We start from the raw sequence: 15,717 nt of genomic DNA, 5'->3' as shown, positions 1-15,717 counted from the left end.
CTGCCGGCATTCGGTTTACCGTCAAAAGCCCACGCGGAGAAACCCTTCTCCAGGAGGTTCTGTGAACGCTACTCTCGATGAACTGCGCAGCATTCTCACGGAGCTGGGCGTGCCGGAGGACGAGCTGACGCCCGGCTGCCGGCTGCGCTCCGGCCTCGGCCTGGACTCCACCGAGACCGCCCAGCTGGAGCTGGAGATCGAGGAGCGCCTGCTCGCCCGAATCGACCTCTGGGACAAACACGACTACTCGCTGGCCGAACTGGCCGAGGTGGTCGACCGGGAGGCCGCGGACGGAAACGCGGACGGGGCCGGGGCCGCCGTGAAGGGCGAGCGATGAGCGACATCATCGTGCAAGTCCCCGAAGAGCGCGCCGAGGAGTACCGCCGCCTCGGCTGGTGGCAGCCCCGACTGGTCACCGACCTGGCGCTCGGCCCCTCGCGGGCCCACCCGGAGCGCTGCGCCGTCGTCGACGGCGAGCACCGGCTCACGTACGGCGAACTCGCCGCGGCCGTCGACGCGGCGGCGGCCCGGCTGCACCACCTCGGCATCGGCCGAGGCGACCACGTGCTGGTCCAGCTGACCAACAGTCTGGAGTACGTGGTCACCACGCTCGCCCTGATCCGGCTCGGCGCGCCTCCGGTGGTTGCCCTGCCGGCGCTGCGCGAGCATGAACTCGATCACGTGCTGAGCGTCACCCGGCCGGTCGCGCTGGCCGTGCCGCGCCGCTCGCGCCGCTTCGACCACCTGGCCATGGCCGAACGCCTGCGGGCGCGGCACCCGAGCATCCGCACCCTGCTGGTAGCCCGCGCGGAGCGGAGCACGGCGGGGGAGGACGTGCCGGTCCGGGAGGGCCTGGCCGACCTCACCGCGCTGACCCTCGGCGATGTGCTGCCCGGCGTCGATGCCCCGGACCACGGGCCGTCCCGCGCCGCCGGGGACACCCCGGAGCCGCCCACTCCGCAGGACAACGCGCTGTTCCTGCTCTCCAGCGGCACCACCGGCCCGCCGAAGGCGATCCCCCGCCCGCACGAGGCGTTCGGGCACGTGATCGGCTCCGCGGCCGAGGTGTCCGGGCTGACCGAGTCCTCCGTCTACCTGGCGGTGATGCCGGCGGCGCACAGCTTCGTCTTCGGCCACCCCGGGATCCTCGGCACCCTCTCGCGCGGCGGCCGGATCGTCCTCGACTCCCCCGACGACCCCCGGCGGACCCTGGCACTCATCGAGCGCGAAGGCGTCACGCACTGCGCCCTGGCCCCGGCCGTCCTGCTCCAGTGGCTGGCCGCCGCCGAGGAGGGCGATCACGACCTGACCAGCCTTCGGGTACTCCAGGTCGGCGGCGCCCGGCTGGACGCCACCACCGCCCGCCGGGTGCGCGAGCTGCTGGGCTGTCAGGTCCAGCAGGTGTACGGGATGAGCGAGGGCCTGCTCAACTTCACCCGGCTCGACGACCCGGACGCGGTGGTGGACGAGACCCAGGGCCGTCCCTCGGCCGCCGGCGACGAACTCCTCGTCGTCGACGAGTCCGGCCACGTGATGGGCCCGGGCGAGACCGGCGAACTCCTCACGCGGGGCCCCAGCGTGCTGGCCGGCTACTACGGCGAGGCCGAGGGCAACGCCCGCGCGTTCACCGCGGACGGCTACTATCGCACCGGCGACCTGGTGCGGCTGCACCCCAGCGGCAACCTGGTGGTCGCGGGCCGGGTGAAGGACGTCATCAATCGAGGCGGCGAGAAGATCCCCGCAGACGAGCTGGAGGCCGTCGTCCTGACCCACCCGGGCGTCCGCGCCGTCGCGGCGGTCTCCATGCCGCACCCGCTGTACGGCGAGGCGGTGTGCCTCTTCGTGGTGCCGGCCGAGGGCGGGGAGCCGACCCTGCGCGAGCTGCGGCGCCACCTGGAGGACAAGGGGCTGGCCCGCTACAAGCTGCCAGAGCGGCTCGTACCGGTGGCGGCCCTGCCGCTGGCCGGCGTCGGCAAGGTGAACAAGGTGGCGCTGCGCGCCGAGGCCGCCCGGCTGGTAGCGGCCGAGCGGGCCGCCCGCTCATGAGCCGCACCAACCCCGGACAGGCCCGCGAACTTCCCGTGCCGGACGGCGAAGCCGCGCGATCCGAGCACAGCGAGCACCGCGGCGTATCCGGGAGGCGCGTCAAGTCGGGCCAGCCGCATCTCTTCGACCAGCCATGGCCGGCCCTCCCAGTGCGTGAGCGTCGGCATGCCCTCCGGATCCTCCACACCCAGCCGGTTCATGGGGAACCTCAGTCCGTCACCGGTCGCCTTCAGTGCTGCCTCCTTGCACGTCCACACGGACAGCACCCGGCGCCGGCGCGCGGATTCCGCCAGCTCCGCGTAGGCGGGCGCCTCTGTAGGAGACAGCACCCTGGGCGCGAGCCGCGGCAGGTCGATGGTTCCGTCGTCGCTCTCCACGTCGATCCCCAGGGGTGTCTCCCGGGCCACAGCGAGGGCGATGTGCTCGCCCGAGTGGGACAGCGACAACTCGAAGGACTCGCCCACGACCACCCTGGGCTTGCCGTGCGGCCTTCCGCATCCATCACACTCCCGGATGACGGGTACGTCGCGGGGCGCGATGTCCGTGTAGCCGCCCACGGCCAGCCGGATCAGGGCGCAGCCCATGACGAACCTGGCCGCGTCACCGTCCCTGCGCAGCTGCGCGAGGCGATCCCGCTCCTGCTCACCGAGCAGGTCGCGGTGGTACGGACGCACGTCACCTACCGTCCCCCACCACACGTGGACGGTCCCCTCCAGCAGTTCCGCACTCATCTCGACGACGGCCCTCACGCGACCACCACTCCTTCGCACAACGGATCGGACAGGACGGCTTCCATGACTCTTTCGGTGTGTGTCTTCTGCAGCGCCTCGGACTCGGTCGAGGCCCGATACCTGAAGCTGGCGGAAGAGGTGGGCACGGCCATCGCCGCCTGCGGGTGGACACTGGTCTCCGGCGGCGAGCACGTCTCGATGATGGGCGCGGTGGCGGCTGCTGCCCGGGCAGCGGGCGGGCAGACGGTGGGGATCGTCTCGGACTCGCTGCTGCACCGCGCCGACCGTGACAGCGACCGACTGATCGTCGCCCAGGGCATCGGTGCCCGCAAGCAGCGGATGACCGAGGAGGCCGACGCCTTGCTCGCACTGCCGGGCGGCCTCGGCACCTGCGACGAGATCTTCACCGCGTGGACGGAACGCATGGTCGGAGTGCATGACAAGCCGCTCATCCTGCTCGACCCCGACGATCACTTCGGCGGCCTGCTCGACTGGGTCGCCGACGCCCGGGCGCGCGGCTTCGTACAGGCGAGCTCGCTGACAGCGGTGCGGCACGTGCGCACCGTCGCCGATGCCCTGGACGCCTGCGCCGGCTGACTTCCCGCCATCGCGTCCCGCCGAGCCGGCCCACCTACAGAAAGGTCCCAGAGAACACCATGGAAGCGACGAACCGCACGAGCCCGTGGCTGATCACCCCCCGGCCCGACACCAACGCCCGGCTGAGGCTCTTCTGCATCCCCTACGCGGGCGGTGGAGCGTCGATGTACCGCGCCTGGGCGCACCGGCTTCCGGCCGGGGTGGAGGTCAACGCCGTGCAGCTGCCTGGCCGCGAGGAGCGCTTCCGTGAGGAACCGGTGCGCAGGCTCGACGACGTGGTCGCCGAACTCGGCACCGTGCTGGCCGGGCACACCGACCGGCCCTACGCCCTCTTCGGACACAGCATGGGCAGCCTGCTGGCCTTCGAGACCGCGCGGTGGCTGCGCGCCGAGGGCTGCCCGGCGCCCGAGTTCGTCATCGTGTCGGGTCGCGGAGCAGCGCAGATACCGCCGCCGTGGCCGGTCATTCACCACCTTCCGGAGGAGGAGTTCGTTCAGCAGGTCATGAAGATGCACGGCACGCCCGCCTGGGTCTTCGAGGACGAGCAGCTGCGCGCGATGGTGGTGCGGACCCTGCGGGCCGACCTGGCGGTGGTGGACACCTACCGGTACCGCGACGAGGACCCGCTGCCGTGCCCGCTCACGGCCTTCACCAGCCCCGACGACCGACTCGCCCCGGTGGAGCACGTCCGCGCCTGGGCGGAGCAGACCACGGCGGACTTCAAGTATCACGAGATCGAGGGCGGGCACTTCTTCCTCCGGGACAATGCGGAGTCCTTCCTCTCCATGCTGAGTTGCGAGCTACAGACGGGGCTCTCGTCGTGACAGCGGTCCACCGCGCCCTCTTGGTCGACCAGGTGATCGAGCACATGCGGCAGCAGATCACCGCCGGTGCCTGGCCGGTCGGTCACCGCATTCCCACTGAAACGGTGCTGACCAACGAACTCCAGGTGGCCCGCAACACCGTTCGCGAGGCGGTCCGGGCACTCTCACACTCCGGGCTCCTCCAGGTCCGGCAGGGCAGCGGCACGTACGTACGGGCCACCAGCGAGCTGTCCGGCGCGCTGCGCCGCCTGCGCACGACCGATCTGCGCGACGTGCTCCAGGTGAGACGCGGGCTGGAGGTCGAGGCGGCGCGGCTCGCGGCCCACGTGGGGGACGAGAACGGCCTTCGCGCGTTGGAGGCCCGGCTCTCGGCGTGCGAGGCCGCGGCGCGCGCGGGCCGGTGGGAGAGCCAGGCACAGCAGGACACTGAGTTCCACACGGCACTTGTGGAATACACCGGGAACGGCGTCCTCGCCGGCCTGTACCGCGGTTTCTACGAGGCCGTGCTGGCCAGCGTGATCACGTGCGTGGATCCGTGCAGTGCGGAGCGTAGCCTCGCCTCCCACCGCAGGCTTCTCGAAGCGGTGCGCGCCGGCGACGCCGAGCGGGCGGCGGCCGAGGCAAGCACACATCTGTCCGCCCTGTTGCGACGGCACCACACGGAAAGACCCCGGGGCGGCGGGCTGAATGGGCATCACAGCGACGATGTTCAGGACACCGCCGCCAACGGCGCGGCTGAGGACTCCAGCCACGGTTCCCTGGACAGCACGGCGTGATGCAGATTCTGCAGCCGCGCGCTGGGCTCCATTCCCAACTCCTCGATCAGGATGCGCCGGATGCGGTTGTAGACATCCAGACATTCGGAGATGCGGCCGCTGCGGTAGAGAGCGATCATGAGGAAGAAGTGGAGGTTCTCCCAAATCGGCTTCTCCGCGATGAGCCGGTACAACTCACTGGTGAGCATCGAATGGCGCCCCAGGCCGATCTCGAGTTCGAGCCACTGTTCGTACGCCGAATTGCGCCGTTCATCCATCTGCAGGGCATAATCCCGCAGGGCCGGCACGTCCCGGAGGTCGGCCAGCGCCGGACCGCTCCATAGGGACAGGGCTTCGGAGAACGCACCCGCCGCTTCCTCCGCACGGCCGACTCCGACCGCGGAACGGGCCTTCGCCACCAACGAATCGAAGCCGTCGCGGTCCATCACATAACCACCCGAGCGGAACACATACCCGGCTGGCGTCGTCGCGAGCACGCTCGGGTCGATACCGGCACTGTGAAAGTGCTTGCGCAGCTTGGAGACATAGACCTGCAGGGCGGTGGATGCCGTACGCGGCGGCTCGTCTGACCACAGAACATGGATCAGGTGCGATGCGGTGACCGGGCGGCCGGAGGTGACGCACAGGGCCGCGAGAAGGGAGCGAAGCTTTAACGGGCGAGGCGTAACCTCCTCTCCCTTGTCGCACTTCACTTCAAGCGGGCCAAGAATTTGTATCTTCACCAATCAATCCCCCTGTCAGTCCTGAGAGCACGATAAGTAACCGCACCGTCACACACTGCTCCTCGCCCTGCGGGTGGCGCAGCAGGCTTGATCATTGACAGAGGGGGTGCGGATCGTCAAGAGTCGGTTACGGCCCGTAAACCGCACCTGGGCAATGGTTACCCCATGCAATTACCGCCCCCCGCGGGGTCCATCGGGACACCTGTCGGCGCATCCAGCACGCCTACACCGTGCGAGAACCCGCCGCCACGGCCGAGCGATGTCGATCATCAGAACGGACAAAAACGCGAAGACCTGGACAGGTACAATTTTGGCCAAGGGCCGCCGGGTATACGGTTCTGAATTTACTTGTGCTTTAGTGGACTGTAACCAGCGCTCAGGAGAAGCTCGTCGAGCAGGACCAGAGCTCTCTCACTCAAGTCGAAGCAATCTGGTAGGGTTGTACGCTGATTTGTTCGCGACGCAAGGCCAGGCTGGGGCACGAAGCCCTTGGAAGCACTGGTGAAGTCCCATTCAGGCCCGGGGAAGTTGATCGGGGACGAGGACCGTGCGCTGGTGTTCCAGACGATGGCCGACTACACCCCCGAGGATCTGCTGATGCGGATCACCGAGGATCGGGTTGGTTTGCCAGCCGGGTTGTGCTCGGCCACGTTTAGGGGTCGCGCAGCGGCCTGGGCTCGCGGACCCCTCGCGCGATCTCTTCTGGGAGGTCCGGGCCGGCGGTGTAGTAGCGACCCTGGGCCTCGCCTTTCGCGGCGAGCCAGCCGGCGCGGACGAGTTCGCGGATGTCGCGTTGAGCCTGCTGCTCGCTGAGCTCGGCGTCGGCCTGATAGGTGGCGCGGCGCAGGCGGTTGCCCATGGCCGCAGGGTAGAGGGCGTAGAGCATGCGGTCGGGCCAGCCGCGCCGCTCGATGGCTTCGTCGAGGGCGGTCCAGACCTCGCGGGTGGTGTTCACCTGGCGCTCGACGCTCTGGGCCTGCTGGTGGTGGGCGCGCAGGCAGAACCGGACCCAGAGCAGGGTGTCCCGCTCCGGTGTCCAGACGGGGCCGCCGACATCGGCGAGGACGTCGTCGTAGCGGTAGGTGTTGCGGGCCCGGCCAAGCCATTCATCGATGCTGGAGAACTCCGGCGCCATGATCCCCTCACGGGCCAGGACCAGGGTATGCAGGGCACGTGACATCCGCCCATTGCCGTCCGACCACGGGTGGATCGCCACCAGGTTCAGGTGCGCCATCGAGGCCCGCACGAGCCCTGGTGCGTCCAGGTCGCCTTCGTTCAGCCAGTTCACCAGCTCGCCGGTCAGTGCCAGCACCTGCTCGGCATCGGGAGCGGTGTAGGCCGCGATGATGGGGTCCTCGGCCGAGGTCACGTACACCGGCCCGCTGCGCCACCAACCGGGCCGCTTCACCAGGTGGTGCCCCTGCATCATGAAGTGCAACGCGTTCAGCAGGCCCTTGCTGTAGGCGAAGTCCTCGCCGGCCTCGGCCAGGCGCTGGATATACGTCATCGCCTGCCGATAGCCCTCGATCTCGACCGCAACGGTGTCGCTCGCCTCGATCGGCGCCTCGCCCACCATGATGTCCTCGACATCCGACACGCTCGCCGCGTAGCCCTCGATCGTGCTCGACCCGGCGATCGCCCGCGCCGTGAGGTTACGCCGCAGCTGCCCTTCCCACCGCCGTGGCGTGCGCAGGTGCAGGCGCCGGGAGCTTGCTCCGCTTTGACGGACACCGTTGGTGTGGTGGTCAGGCCGCCAGGACGGTCTCGTATTCGGCGGGACTGCGGTAGCCGAGGCTGCTGTGCAGCCTGCGTATGGTGTACCAGGTTTCGATCCATTCAAAGATCGCAGTCCGGGCTGCGGCCCGGCTGGGCCAGGGGCGGTCGCCGAGCAGCTCCCGTTTGAGGGTGGCGAAGAACGACTCGGCGAGTGCGTTGTCCCAGCACTGGCCGGTCCTGCCGACCGACAGCCGAACTCCGAACTCGGCTGCAAGATCGGCGAATTCACGACTGGTGTACTGGCAGCCGCGATCCGAGTGAAAGACCACCGGCCCGGTCGGGCGGCGGGTTCGGCAGGCGGCCCGCAGAGCGTCGGCCACCAGCTCGGTCCGCAGGTGGTCGGCTGTGGCCCAGCCGACGACGCGGCGGGAGAATGTCGATGACGGTGGCCAGGTAGAGCCGGCCCTCGTCGGTCGGAATGTAGGTGATGTCGCCGCACCAGCGCGCATCGAGAGCCGCCGGGTCGGGTGTGAAGTCGCGCAGGACCAGGTCCGGTCGTAGGGCGGCGCGAGGGTCGGGGACCGTGGTGCGCTGGCGCCGTCTTCGGTGCCGGCCCTCGAGGCCGGCCTGGCGCATCAGGCGCGCGGCCCTTCGCCGGCCGCACCGGGCGCCGTCGCGTGCAGGACAGCGTGCACGCGCGGAGCCCCGTAGGTGCCGCGGGAGGTCTCATGGACCTTGGTGATCTTCTCGGTCAGCTCCGCGTCACGCACGGCGCGCGGACCGGGTGCGGCGGTACGGCGGGCGTAGAAGGCGGCTCGGGAGACCTGGAGCAGTTCACACGCCCGCTTGACGTTGTGGCCTGCCTGCTTCTCCGCCTCGATGAACGGGTGCACCGTCACCGGGTCTCCGTCACGAAGAAAGCCGTGGCCCGGCGGAGGATGTCCACGTCCTCGCGCAGGCGGCGGCTCTCCCGCCGCAGCCTCGCCAGCCTCGCGCTCGTCGCTGGTCAGGCCGTCGCGCTCGCCGGCATCGACCTCGGCCTGCTTCACCCAGTCGCGCACCGCGGTCTCGGTCAGGTCGAAATCCTTGGCGACCTGACCGACCGAGCGGTCACCACGGCGACACGGTTCGACGATCTCGGCCTTGAACTCGGGCGTGAACGAGCGGCGAGGGCGTGGGTTCTTCTTCCCCATGCTCTCCATGATGGACATCATCCTTACCGGGGCCGAAGCCCCTGATCAGGGGTGTCCGCCGAAGCGAATCAAGCCCAGCGACCACCTACGCCGGTTACGAGGACTGTGTCGAGCGAAATCTCATCCCAGCCTTCGGCCGCTGCCGACTGCTGGACCTGCGCCCGAAACGGATCAACGACTGGGTTACCGCCCACGCAGGCGTGATTCCAACTGTCGTGAGCCACGCTGAACCGGGAGAACTCTCGAGTTCGCGACCCGATCTTCCGCCTGTTCATCTGTTACGCAGACAACCCGGGTTTGATGTGAGCATCATGGAGGGCCGCGACCCGTGCGGTGCGGAACGGGTACAGCAAGGGACAGTGGGACGATGCTGACGTGGTCCGAGGCCATGATGTGCGGAGCGGGCGGTGGCCTGATCGCTGAGGCGATCGTCACCTTTGGACGCCTGCGTGCCTGGCAGCAGGCACGGCACGCAGCACGGATCGTGGCAGGTGAACTGCCTCCGATCGGCGCGTTCGTCGACCCGCTGGCGGATTCGCTTGCGGCCCTGTTCCGTGTGGTGCTGGGCGGCATGGCGGGGTGGCTGCTCCACAGTGAGGTCACCGGTGTGTACGCGGCCGTGACCGTGGGTGCGTCCGCGCCCGCCCTGCTTGCCCAACTGGGCCGCTCCACCACCGCTGACAGCGCTGTCCTCGGTAGCCCGAGAGGCCGAGACCTGAGCACGCCCCCGGCGCAGCCAGAACCCCCGGGTCCTTCCGCAGTGCGTGAGGAGGCGTCCTCGTGAACACGGGTGCGGTCCTCGGGCGCTTCTGGAGGTCGTTCACTGGCGGACGACTGCAGCAACAACTCCCTCTGGCTGTGGAACGCGGACGCGAAGGTTACACCCTGTGGCAGCGTGTACGAGCGTCGATTCTCGGTTACCGTCTGCCCGCACGGCTCGCCCCGCACGAGGTGCCCCACGTCGGCGCAGTCCTCCCACCACAGCCCACTGGGAACAGCCAGTCCCGGACCCGGCAGCAGGGCACACGTCCTGCTGCCGGGTGGTTCGAACTGCCCATGCTGTCCCCGGCCGGCGCGCTGACCGCTGCGGGCGGCGACGTCGTGGTCCTCGAGACCTCCTCACCCGACGGAGGAACCGTGTTCCTGGTACGTGACCTCGGGAGTGCCGAGCCTGAGTACAGCCTGGAGTTGGTCCTGCGTGACGTCGACACGGACCGGCCGCTGGTGTCCACGATCCGCTACAGCAGGCCGGACGGCTGTGAGCAGATTCTGCTTGTACCGGTGGTCCGGGGCCGGGTCGGACCGACGGCCTCGTACGTCCGGCTCCCGGGCTTTCGCGTCGGTACGACGTGGGCGGCCACTGCTGCCCTGCCAGTGGGCCCGGGAGCCGGCTGGGATGCTGAGATCCTGTCCGGCTCGGTTCGCGCGGCACTCAACCAGGCAACCCGTGACGCCTGGCGACAGGTACGGGACCTGGTCGAGGGCGGCCTGCGCGGTGTCATCGACACGGAGCTGCGGTGACCGCGGTTCGTGACCCGGAGCCCGCAGGGGACCTGGCGGGCGCGACACGACCGGGTCAGCGTCGCCGGACGGGCGGGCTCTCCGACTCCTTCCCGGAGCGGGCCACGCTTGAGGCCGTACTGAAGGGCGCGACAAGCCCGCAAGGCGCATTGAAAGAACTGCTCGGCGAGCGACAGCTGTGGTGGAGGTGCTGCAGCGAGGCGGTTCGCACCGACCCTCCATGGCTGTTCGGCGAACACAGCGAAGAACTCGCCTCGTGGATCGACGCAACCGCGACAGACCGGCCGGCTGATCAGGTGACGCCGGCCGGCCATGTGTATCTGCTGAGCCGAGTCCTGAGCGCACCGGACGACAAGACGGAGAATCACGACGAAGCCCTGGCCCGACTGGCGGCTTTGTGGAGGCGCAGCGGACTACTCTGCGAGGCCGCGGCTCTCGGGCCCGCCCATCCCTCCGGTCAAGGGGTCACCGGCCTTCCGCTGGCTGTCGCGCGTCGGCTGGGGGCCGTCGTCGAGCGCATCGCGCGTCTGCGCTCGCATGTCTCTGGTGAGAAATCAGGGCCGGACGGGGCCGAGAACCAACTCGTTGTGGCCGCACTGCTGATGGCGGGTGTGAAGGCTCGCAGGCGACCGGTCGTCAGCATGCCGGTGGTGTTCGCGCAGTCCGCAGGAAGTTCCGGCCGGGGAGTCCCGGAGCAGGGTGTCACCGGTGTCCTGGAGCTGCGTGAATTCCCTGCGGGGCCGGCCGGGTTGTACCCCGATCCTCGGGCGATGGCGGGAACGCGCAGTCCGAACGGTCAGTTCGCCGCTTCGGTAGGCCACGCGTGGAGCGTGGCGGGACCCGGGCGCGAGGACCGTTGCGTGCTGTGGCGCATCGTGGTGTCCGACGATCCTCTTCCTCCGCGGCAGATCGAGGGTCCCTCACTCGGTGCGGCCTTCGCACTGTGCCTGCGTGAGCTGCTAAGCCACCCGCGGTCGAGGCGGCCCAGCCGGGCCTGGGCCCGCAGCGTCGTCTACGGGCTGCGTCCGCGGACCGCGATCACGGGCGCGCTTGACGGCGGTGAGCTGCTGCTCAAGGTCAGCAGCATGGAAGCGAAACTTCTGGCCGCGCGGCGTAAGGGGCTGCGCCTTGTTGCGCCCGAGCCGAACCGGCTGGACGTCGCCAACGCCTCCGAACCCGGCGATGTGCGGTTCGCCAGGACGCTGAGGCAGGCCGACCGGTACGCCCGGAGGTTCCGCACCGGCCGGCTGATCACGGCCCTGTCCCTAGTTGCCGCGGCGGCGGTTTCCGGTCTGGTGGCGCAGCAGCAGGGCGCCGAGGCCAGGAGTCGGCTTGCGGCAGCTCATCGTCTCGCCGAGGTGTCGCAGAGCCTGGTCTCCAGCGATGCCGGGCTCGCCGGGCTGTTCGCCGTGCAGGCGTACCGTCAGCATGCCGACCCGTTGACCCGCCAGGCACTCTTTCGAGCGGTCACCGCCAGCCCGCACCTGGTGAGCAGCGTGCAGGCCAGTGGGCCGATCTCTGCGCTGTCCAGTTCCGCGGACGGGCGTGTGGTCCTGGCCGGGTCCCAGGGCGGTGACGTGGAACAGTGGGCACTCACCGGTACGACAGCCAGCCGGGGCCGGCCGCTGGGCCGGCTCCCCGGAACCGTCACTATGGTGGCCTCCAGCTCCGACGGTGGCGTCGTCGCCGCGATCGACCACGACACCGTCAGCGTCTGGGAGGCAGGGGAACCGGTCCCGGCTCCACTTGTTACGGCCGGACAACAGCCGACAGCCGTGGGGATCTCCCCCTCCGGCCGCTTCGTCGCCGTGGCGACGACGACCCGCTCCTGGGGCGTCCCGCCCGCGATGTGGGTCCTGGACAGGGCTGCAGGAAGCACCGGCCGCCTCGACCTTCAGGACATGTCCATCTCGCCGAACGCCCTGGCCTTCCCCAGCGAGACGCGACTCGTGCTCTTCGACGGCGGCGGCTACGGTAGTTGGCAAGAGCTCGCCCTACCGGGCCCGACCCGGACAGCCGGGAGCGGGATGGGTTTCGGCACCCACAACTCTGCTTCTGCACTCGCCCCCGACGGCAGCCACTTCACCTACAGCAACACCGCCTCCCCTTTGCCGATCTGGCCCGCCATCGGCTCGCCAGACATCGACAAGCCCCCCCGAGCGGCCACGACACAGGAAGGCCGCCCTGCGGCCTTGGCGCTCAGCAGCGGCGGCTCCTGGGCCGCCGCCGCCGTCGGTACCACCGTGTACGTGTCTCGGACCAACGCGTCGGACGAGAAACCGTCCCAGCCTGTTGCACTTCCCGGCGCAGGAGTGGTCTCTCCTCACGCCCTCACGTTTCTCGGCACGAGCGGCAGCAGGCTACTCTCCGCTTCTGGCGACAGGTTGAGCCTGTGGGATCTTGCCCAGTACTCCCGGATCGCCACGGACACGGAGGCCAGAATCCCGTTCTCCTGCAACGCGTGCGCGGCACCGCGCGTCGCCGCGGCTCCGGACGGCCGCTCCGCGGCGGTCCTGGACGGCAGCGGACTGGTTCTCGACGCACGGAACCTCGACCTTCCAGGAACCATTCGCAAGTCGACGGATCAACCCCTGCTGGACGACCGCCACACGTACAGCGCGGTGGTGTGGCGGAGCGACGGGTCGCAGGTCATCGCGGCGGCGTCGGACGGCAGCGCCCGGATCCTCGACCCGCACAACGGGTTCCGGGTCACCGGTAACTGGCCGCCCCTGCCGAACCCGCTCGGGCTCCCAGACAGTCCGGCCGTGCTCCGGTTCCTGCCGGGCGACCGCGAGGTGGCCCAGCTGGACGGCTCCGGCACGATCCGCGTCAGGGACCCGGCTACCGGGACGGTGCTGCGCCAGATCACCGGCCCACGCGACATGGCCCCGACCCGCGATGGCACCCGGGCGCTTCACCAAGGGGAAGCGGATTTGGACAGCCGGGCCACACATGCGGCCGTGATCCTCTACCGCCTCGCACACGAGACCGAGCTCAGGGTCTTCGACGTCTCCACAGGGGGCTATCGGGTGATCGACGCGGCAGGCGCCACGGGCCTTGCCTACGTGGGGGATCAGCTGTTCGTCCAACGAGAGGGTGGCGACCTGGAGATCTGGACGGCGGACGGAAGCCGTCGTCTCGGCACTGCCAAAGGCACGCCCGGAACGGCCGTCGGACCCGTCGTCGGCGGTAAGTTCATCGCTGAGAAGCCGGCCAACGAGAACGCTGTCCGACTGATCGACCGCCCGTCCGGCGACCTCCTCGGCACATTGCCGCTCCCCGCTGGCATCAAACCCAAATCCACCGGCTTGTCCTTCTCGGCCGATGACAGCCGTCTGGTCACGGCAACTGAGCTCCTGCATACGAACGATGCCATCGATCGCGATCTGGGCCGTCTGGTCAGCTGGCAGCTCGACCCGAACGACTGGATCCGAGGCGCCTGCGAAGCCGCTGGCAGAGACCTCACTCCCAGCCTCTGGAGGCAGTACCTCGGCACCGACGCCCCGTCGAACCTGCAGTGCACACCATGACACCGCGCTCCGGGAGCGGCGGGACGAAGGACCGGTGACAACCATCAGCACACACTCAGGCACTCGTCACAACCTGGGAACGTCGCGCGCCCGCCGCCGTTGTGCCGCCGCCGTTCTCGCCCTAACGACGGCGCTGCCCGTGGCTGCAGGCTGTCAAGAAGCGGTCGAACCTACCACCGTCCGCCCCGGTCCCACCGCATTCACCGCCTCCTCGAGCCCCGGTCCCACCGGCGATGTCACCCTGCTGCCCGGCAACGCCTCGGCCAACGCCATGATCCTCGCCAACGACGGCTCGCTCTGGGTCTCTGAGCGGCAAGTCGGCGGCATCGCGAAGGTCGACCCGACGGGGAACGTCACCCAGTACAAGGTCCCCGAACAGTCGGACTACCCAAATGACATCGTGCAGGGTCCCGACGGAACGATCTGGTTCATCTCCTCCTCTCGGATCGGATTCCTCGACCCGTCCGGAGAAGTCATGAGCGGCCGATCGGGCTACCCGCAGGGGCTCTGCGTAGGGCCTGACGGGGCGATCTGGTACACCACGTCCAGCGGGCAGGCGCCCGCCATCGGCCGTGCGGATTCTGCAAGGATGTCCACCGTCGTCGTCCTGCCCCATGGGAAGTTCACCTTCCCGGACCGCGGCATCGCCACAGGACCGGATCACGCCGTGTGGTTCACCCAGATCGGCACACAGCCCGAGCCCGACGGCATCGGACGCGTCGCTGCCGATGGCACGTACACGAGTTGGCCGCTGCCGTCGCGGACGTCCCCGCAGAACATCACTGCCGGTCCTGACGGGGCGCTCTGGTTCACTCACAAAGGCGGCATCGGGCGTATCACGGTCAACGGCGACGTCTCGGACTTCCCCGTCCCACAGGCCAATCCGTCCCATCTCATCTCAGGCCCCGAAGACGCGCTCTGGTTCACGACGGACACCAGGGTCGGGCGCCTCACGCCAACGGGGAACCTCACCCTGTGGCCCGTACCGGGCGCGCAGGACCTGAGCGCCATCGCCGCCATCCCGAGCGGCGGTTTCTGGCTCGCGGACCGCCAAGCTGACGTGATCCGCCGCTTTGTCCCCTCTCGTTGACCAGCTCCGGGTCCCCCGCCCGTCATCCATCCGCAGGCGGGTGCGGGCAGCGCACCCGCCGCGGCAAGCGGGAGTCAGCCCCCGCAGTGCACAGCGACCTTCTCTACCCGCCGACTGCGGCGCCCTAAAAGGTCCAAGCTGTTGCGGGCGTGACTTCGGGTCCTGGTGCTCGTTGGTCGGCGCGTGGGGAAGAGGGTGTCTCGTCCGTGGATCGTGTCGGACGAACTGTGGGGACTGATCGAGCCGTTGCTGCCACCGGAGCCGCCGAAGCTCAAGCCGGGGCGTCCTCGGGTGCCGGACCGGCAGGCGCTGTGCGGGATCCTGTTCGTGCTGCACACCGGCATCCAATGGGAGTACCTGCCGCAGGAGCTCGGCTTCGGCTCGGGCATGACCTGCTGGCGGCGCCTGGCCGCCTGGAATGAGGCCGGCGTGTGGGACCGGCTCCATCTGGTCCTGCTGAAAAAGCTCCGCTCCGCCCGGCAGCTCGACTGGTCCGGGGCGGTGATCGACTCCACCCGTGTCCGGGCCGCTCGGCGTGGCCCGAAAGCGGACCGAGCCCGGTGGACCGCGCGCGACCGGGCAGCAAGCACCACGTCCTTGTCGACGGCCAGGGGATCCCGCTCGCAGTGTCGCTGACCGGCGGCAACCGCAACGACGTCACACAGCTGCTGCCCCTGCTCGCGAAGGTACCCGCCGTGGCCGGCCTGGTCGGTCGGCCACAGCGCAGACCGGACGTCCTGCTCGCCGACCGGGGCTATGACCACGACAAGTACCGGCGCCTGGTGTGGAAGCAGGGCATCAAGCCGATGATCGCCCGCCGCGGAGTACCCCACGGCTCCAACCTGGGTGCCTACCGTTGGGTCGTCGAGCGCACCATGTGCGCCACGAGGCGCTCTGTTTGTATCCCCGGTTCAGCCGGGAGGAACTCGGAGGGAGGTTCCTGGGCCGAATGACTCACCTGGATCCGAAAG

The 15,717-nt window shown here is 69.4% G+C and carries 12 protein-coding genes and 3 pseudogenes; 11 read left to right on the top strand and 4 right to left on the bottom strand.

Translation table 11 applies throughout. The annotated features are described in order from the left end of the window. Window positions 1–61: 61 nt before the first annotated feature. Entirely contained in the window at window positions 62–337 is a 276-nt protein-coding gene (locus ACIRRH_RS39055) for an acyl carrier protein (RefSeq protein WP_403077319.1), read from the top strand. Next, window positions 334–2,046, top strand: a complete 1,713-nt coding sequence (locus tag ACIRRH_RS39050; RefSeq protein ID WP_403077317.1) for a (2,3-dihydroxybenzoyl)adenylate synthase — start codon at window positions 334–336, stop codon at window positions 2,044–2,046. The genes ACIRRH_RS39055 and ACIRRH_RS39050 overlap by 4 nt, the downstream gene beginning before the upstream one ends. Window positions 2,047–2,210: 164 nt before the next feature. Here the strand turns inward: ACIRRH_RS39050 and ACIRRH_RS39045 are convergent. Next, window positions 2,211–2,630: pseudogene (locus ACIRRH_RS39045) on the bottom strand (4'-phosphopantetheinyl transferase family protein); the annotation flags it as partial. 210 nt (window positions 2,631–2,840) lie between these two features. On the opposite strand from ACIRRH_RS39045, the gene ACIRRH_RS39040 reads away from it, so the two are divergent. Genes ACIRRH_RS39040 through ACIRRH_RS39030 form a run of 3 tightly spaced genes read left to right on the top strand, consistent with a single transcriptional unit; the run spans window position 2,841 to window position 4,974 of the window. Further along, the gene (locus tag ACIRRH_RS39040; RefSeq protein WP_403077314.1) at window positions 2,841–3,374 is read left to right on the top strand and encodes a TIGR00730 family Rossman fold protein; all 534 of its coding nucleotides are present in this window, start codon (window positions 2,841–2,843) and stop codon (window positions 3,372–3,374) included. A gap of 59 nt (window positions 3,375–3,433) precedes the next feature. Continuing rightward, window positions 3,434–4,198, top strand: a complete 765-nt coding sequence (locus tag ACIRRH_RS39035; protein WP_403077312.1) for a thioesterase II family protein — start codon at window positions 3,434–3,436, stop codon at window positions 4,196–4,198. 20 nt (window positions 4,199–4,218) lie between these two features. Continuing rightward, on the top strand, window positions 4,219–4,974 hold the full coding sequence (locus ACIRRH_RS39030; RefSeq protein WP_403077310.1) for a FadR/GntR family transcriptional regulator: 756 nt from the start codon (window positions 4,219–4,221) through the stop codon (window positions 4,972–4,974). Here ACIRRH_RS39030 and ACIRRH_RS39025 read toward each other — a convergent pair. From ACIRRH_RS39025 to ACIRRH_RS39015, 3 genes and pseudogenes are all read right to left on the bottom strand, one after another. After that, window positions 4,908–5,696, bottom strand: a complete 789-nt coding sequence (locus tag ACIRRH_RS39025) for a BTAD domain-containing putative transcriptional regulator (protein WP_403077307.1) — start codon at window positions 5,694–5,696, stop codon at window positions 4,908–4,910. The genes ACIRRH_RS39030 and ACIRRH_RS39025 overlap by 67 nt on opposite strands. Before the next feature lie 652 nt (window positions 5,697–6,348). Continuing rightward, window positions 6,349–7,293 carry a Fic family protein gene (locus ACIRRH_RS39020; RefSeq protein ID WP_403077305.1) on the bottom strand — a complete coding sequence of 315 codons (945 nt, stop codon included), beginning with the start codon at window positions 7,291–7,293 and terminating at the stop codon, window positions 6,349–6,351. Between the two features lie 148 nt (window positions 7,294–7,441). After that, window positions 7,442–8,605 (bottom strand): annotated as a pseudogene (locus ACIRRH_RS39015) (IS3 family transposase). Between the two features lie 41 nt (window positions 8,606–8,646). Here ACIRRH_RS39015 and ACIRRH_RS39010 point away from each other — a divergent pair. The 6 genes and pseudogenes from ACIRRH_RS39010 to ACIRRH_RS38985 form a co-directional block, all read left to right on the top strand. After that, window positions 8,647–8,979, top strand: coding sequence for a hypothetical protein (locus ACIRRH_RS39010; RefSeq protein ID WP_403077396.1), 333 nt, complete (start codon window positions 8,647–8,649; stop codon window positions 8,977–8,979). Further along, window positions 8,973–9,389 (top strand): hypothetical protein, encoded by a 417-nt coding sequence (locus tag ACIRRH_RS39005; protein ID WP_403077302.1) that lies wholly within the window; start codon window positions 8,973–8,975, stop codon window positions 9,387–9,389. Before ACIRRH_RS39010 ends, ACIRRH_RS39005 begins: the two co-directional genes overlap by 7 nt. After that, on the top strand, window positions 9,386–10,126 hold the full coding sequence (locus ACIRRH_RS39000) for a hypothetical protein (protein ID WP_403077300.1): 741 nt from the start codon (window positions 9,386–9,388) through the stop codon (window positions 10,124–10,126). Before ACIRRH_RS39005 ends, ACIRRH_RS39000 begins: the two co-directional genes overlap by 4 nt. Further along, window positions 10,123–13,656, top strand: coding sequence for a WD40 repeat domain-containing protein (locus ACIRRH_RS38995; protein WP_403077297.1), 3,534 nt, complete (start codon window positions 10,123–10,125; stop codon window positions 13,654–13,656). The genes ACIRRH_RS39000 and ACIRRH_RS38995 overlap by 4 nt, the downstream gene beginning before the upstream one ends. 34 nt (window positions 13,657–13,690) lie before the next feature. Continuing rightward, a complete protein-coding gene (locus tag ACIRRH_RS38990; RefSeq protein WP_403077295.1) occupies window positions 13,691–14,746 on the top strand; it encodes a hypothetical protein in 1,056 nt (351 codons plus the stop codon). 195 nt (window positions 14,747–14,941) lie between these two features. Further along, window positions 14,942–15,621, top strand: a pseudogene (locus ACIRRH_RS38985) (IS5 family transposase); the annotation flags it as partial. Window positions 15,622–15,717 lie beyond the last annotated feature (96 nt).

The organism is Kitasatospora sp. NPDC101235, assembly GCF_044767505.1.
Lineage (GTDB): Bacteria > Actinomycetota > Actinomycetes > Streptomycetales > Streptomycetaceae > Kitasatospora.
This window is presented reverse-complemented; position numbering and strand designations above follow the sequence as displayed.

Excerpts from the sequence above, each read along its gene's own strand:
- ACIRRH_RS39005 (WP_403077302.1), top strand. The coding sequence starts at position 8,973 with ATGCTGACGTGGTCCGAGGCCATGATGTGCGGAGCGGGCGGTGGCCTG.
- ACIRRH_RS39035 (WP_403077312.1), top strand. The coding sequence starts at position 3,434 with ATGGAAGCGACGAACCGCACGAGCCCGTGGCTGATCACCCCCCGGCCC.
- ACIRRH_RS39050 (WP_403077317.1), top strand. The coding sequence starts at position 334 with ATGAGCGACATCATCGTGCAAGTCCCCGAAGAGCGCGCCGAGGAGTAC.
- ACIRRH_RS39040 (WP_403077314.1), top strand. The coding sequence starts at position 2,841 with ATGACTCTTTCGGTGTGTGTCTTCTGCAGCGCCTCGGACTCGGTCGAG.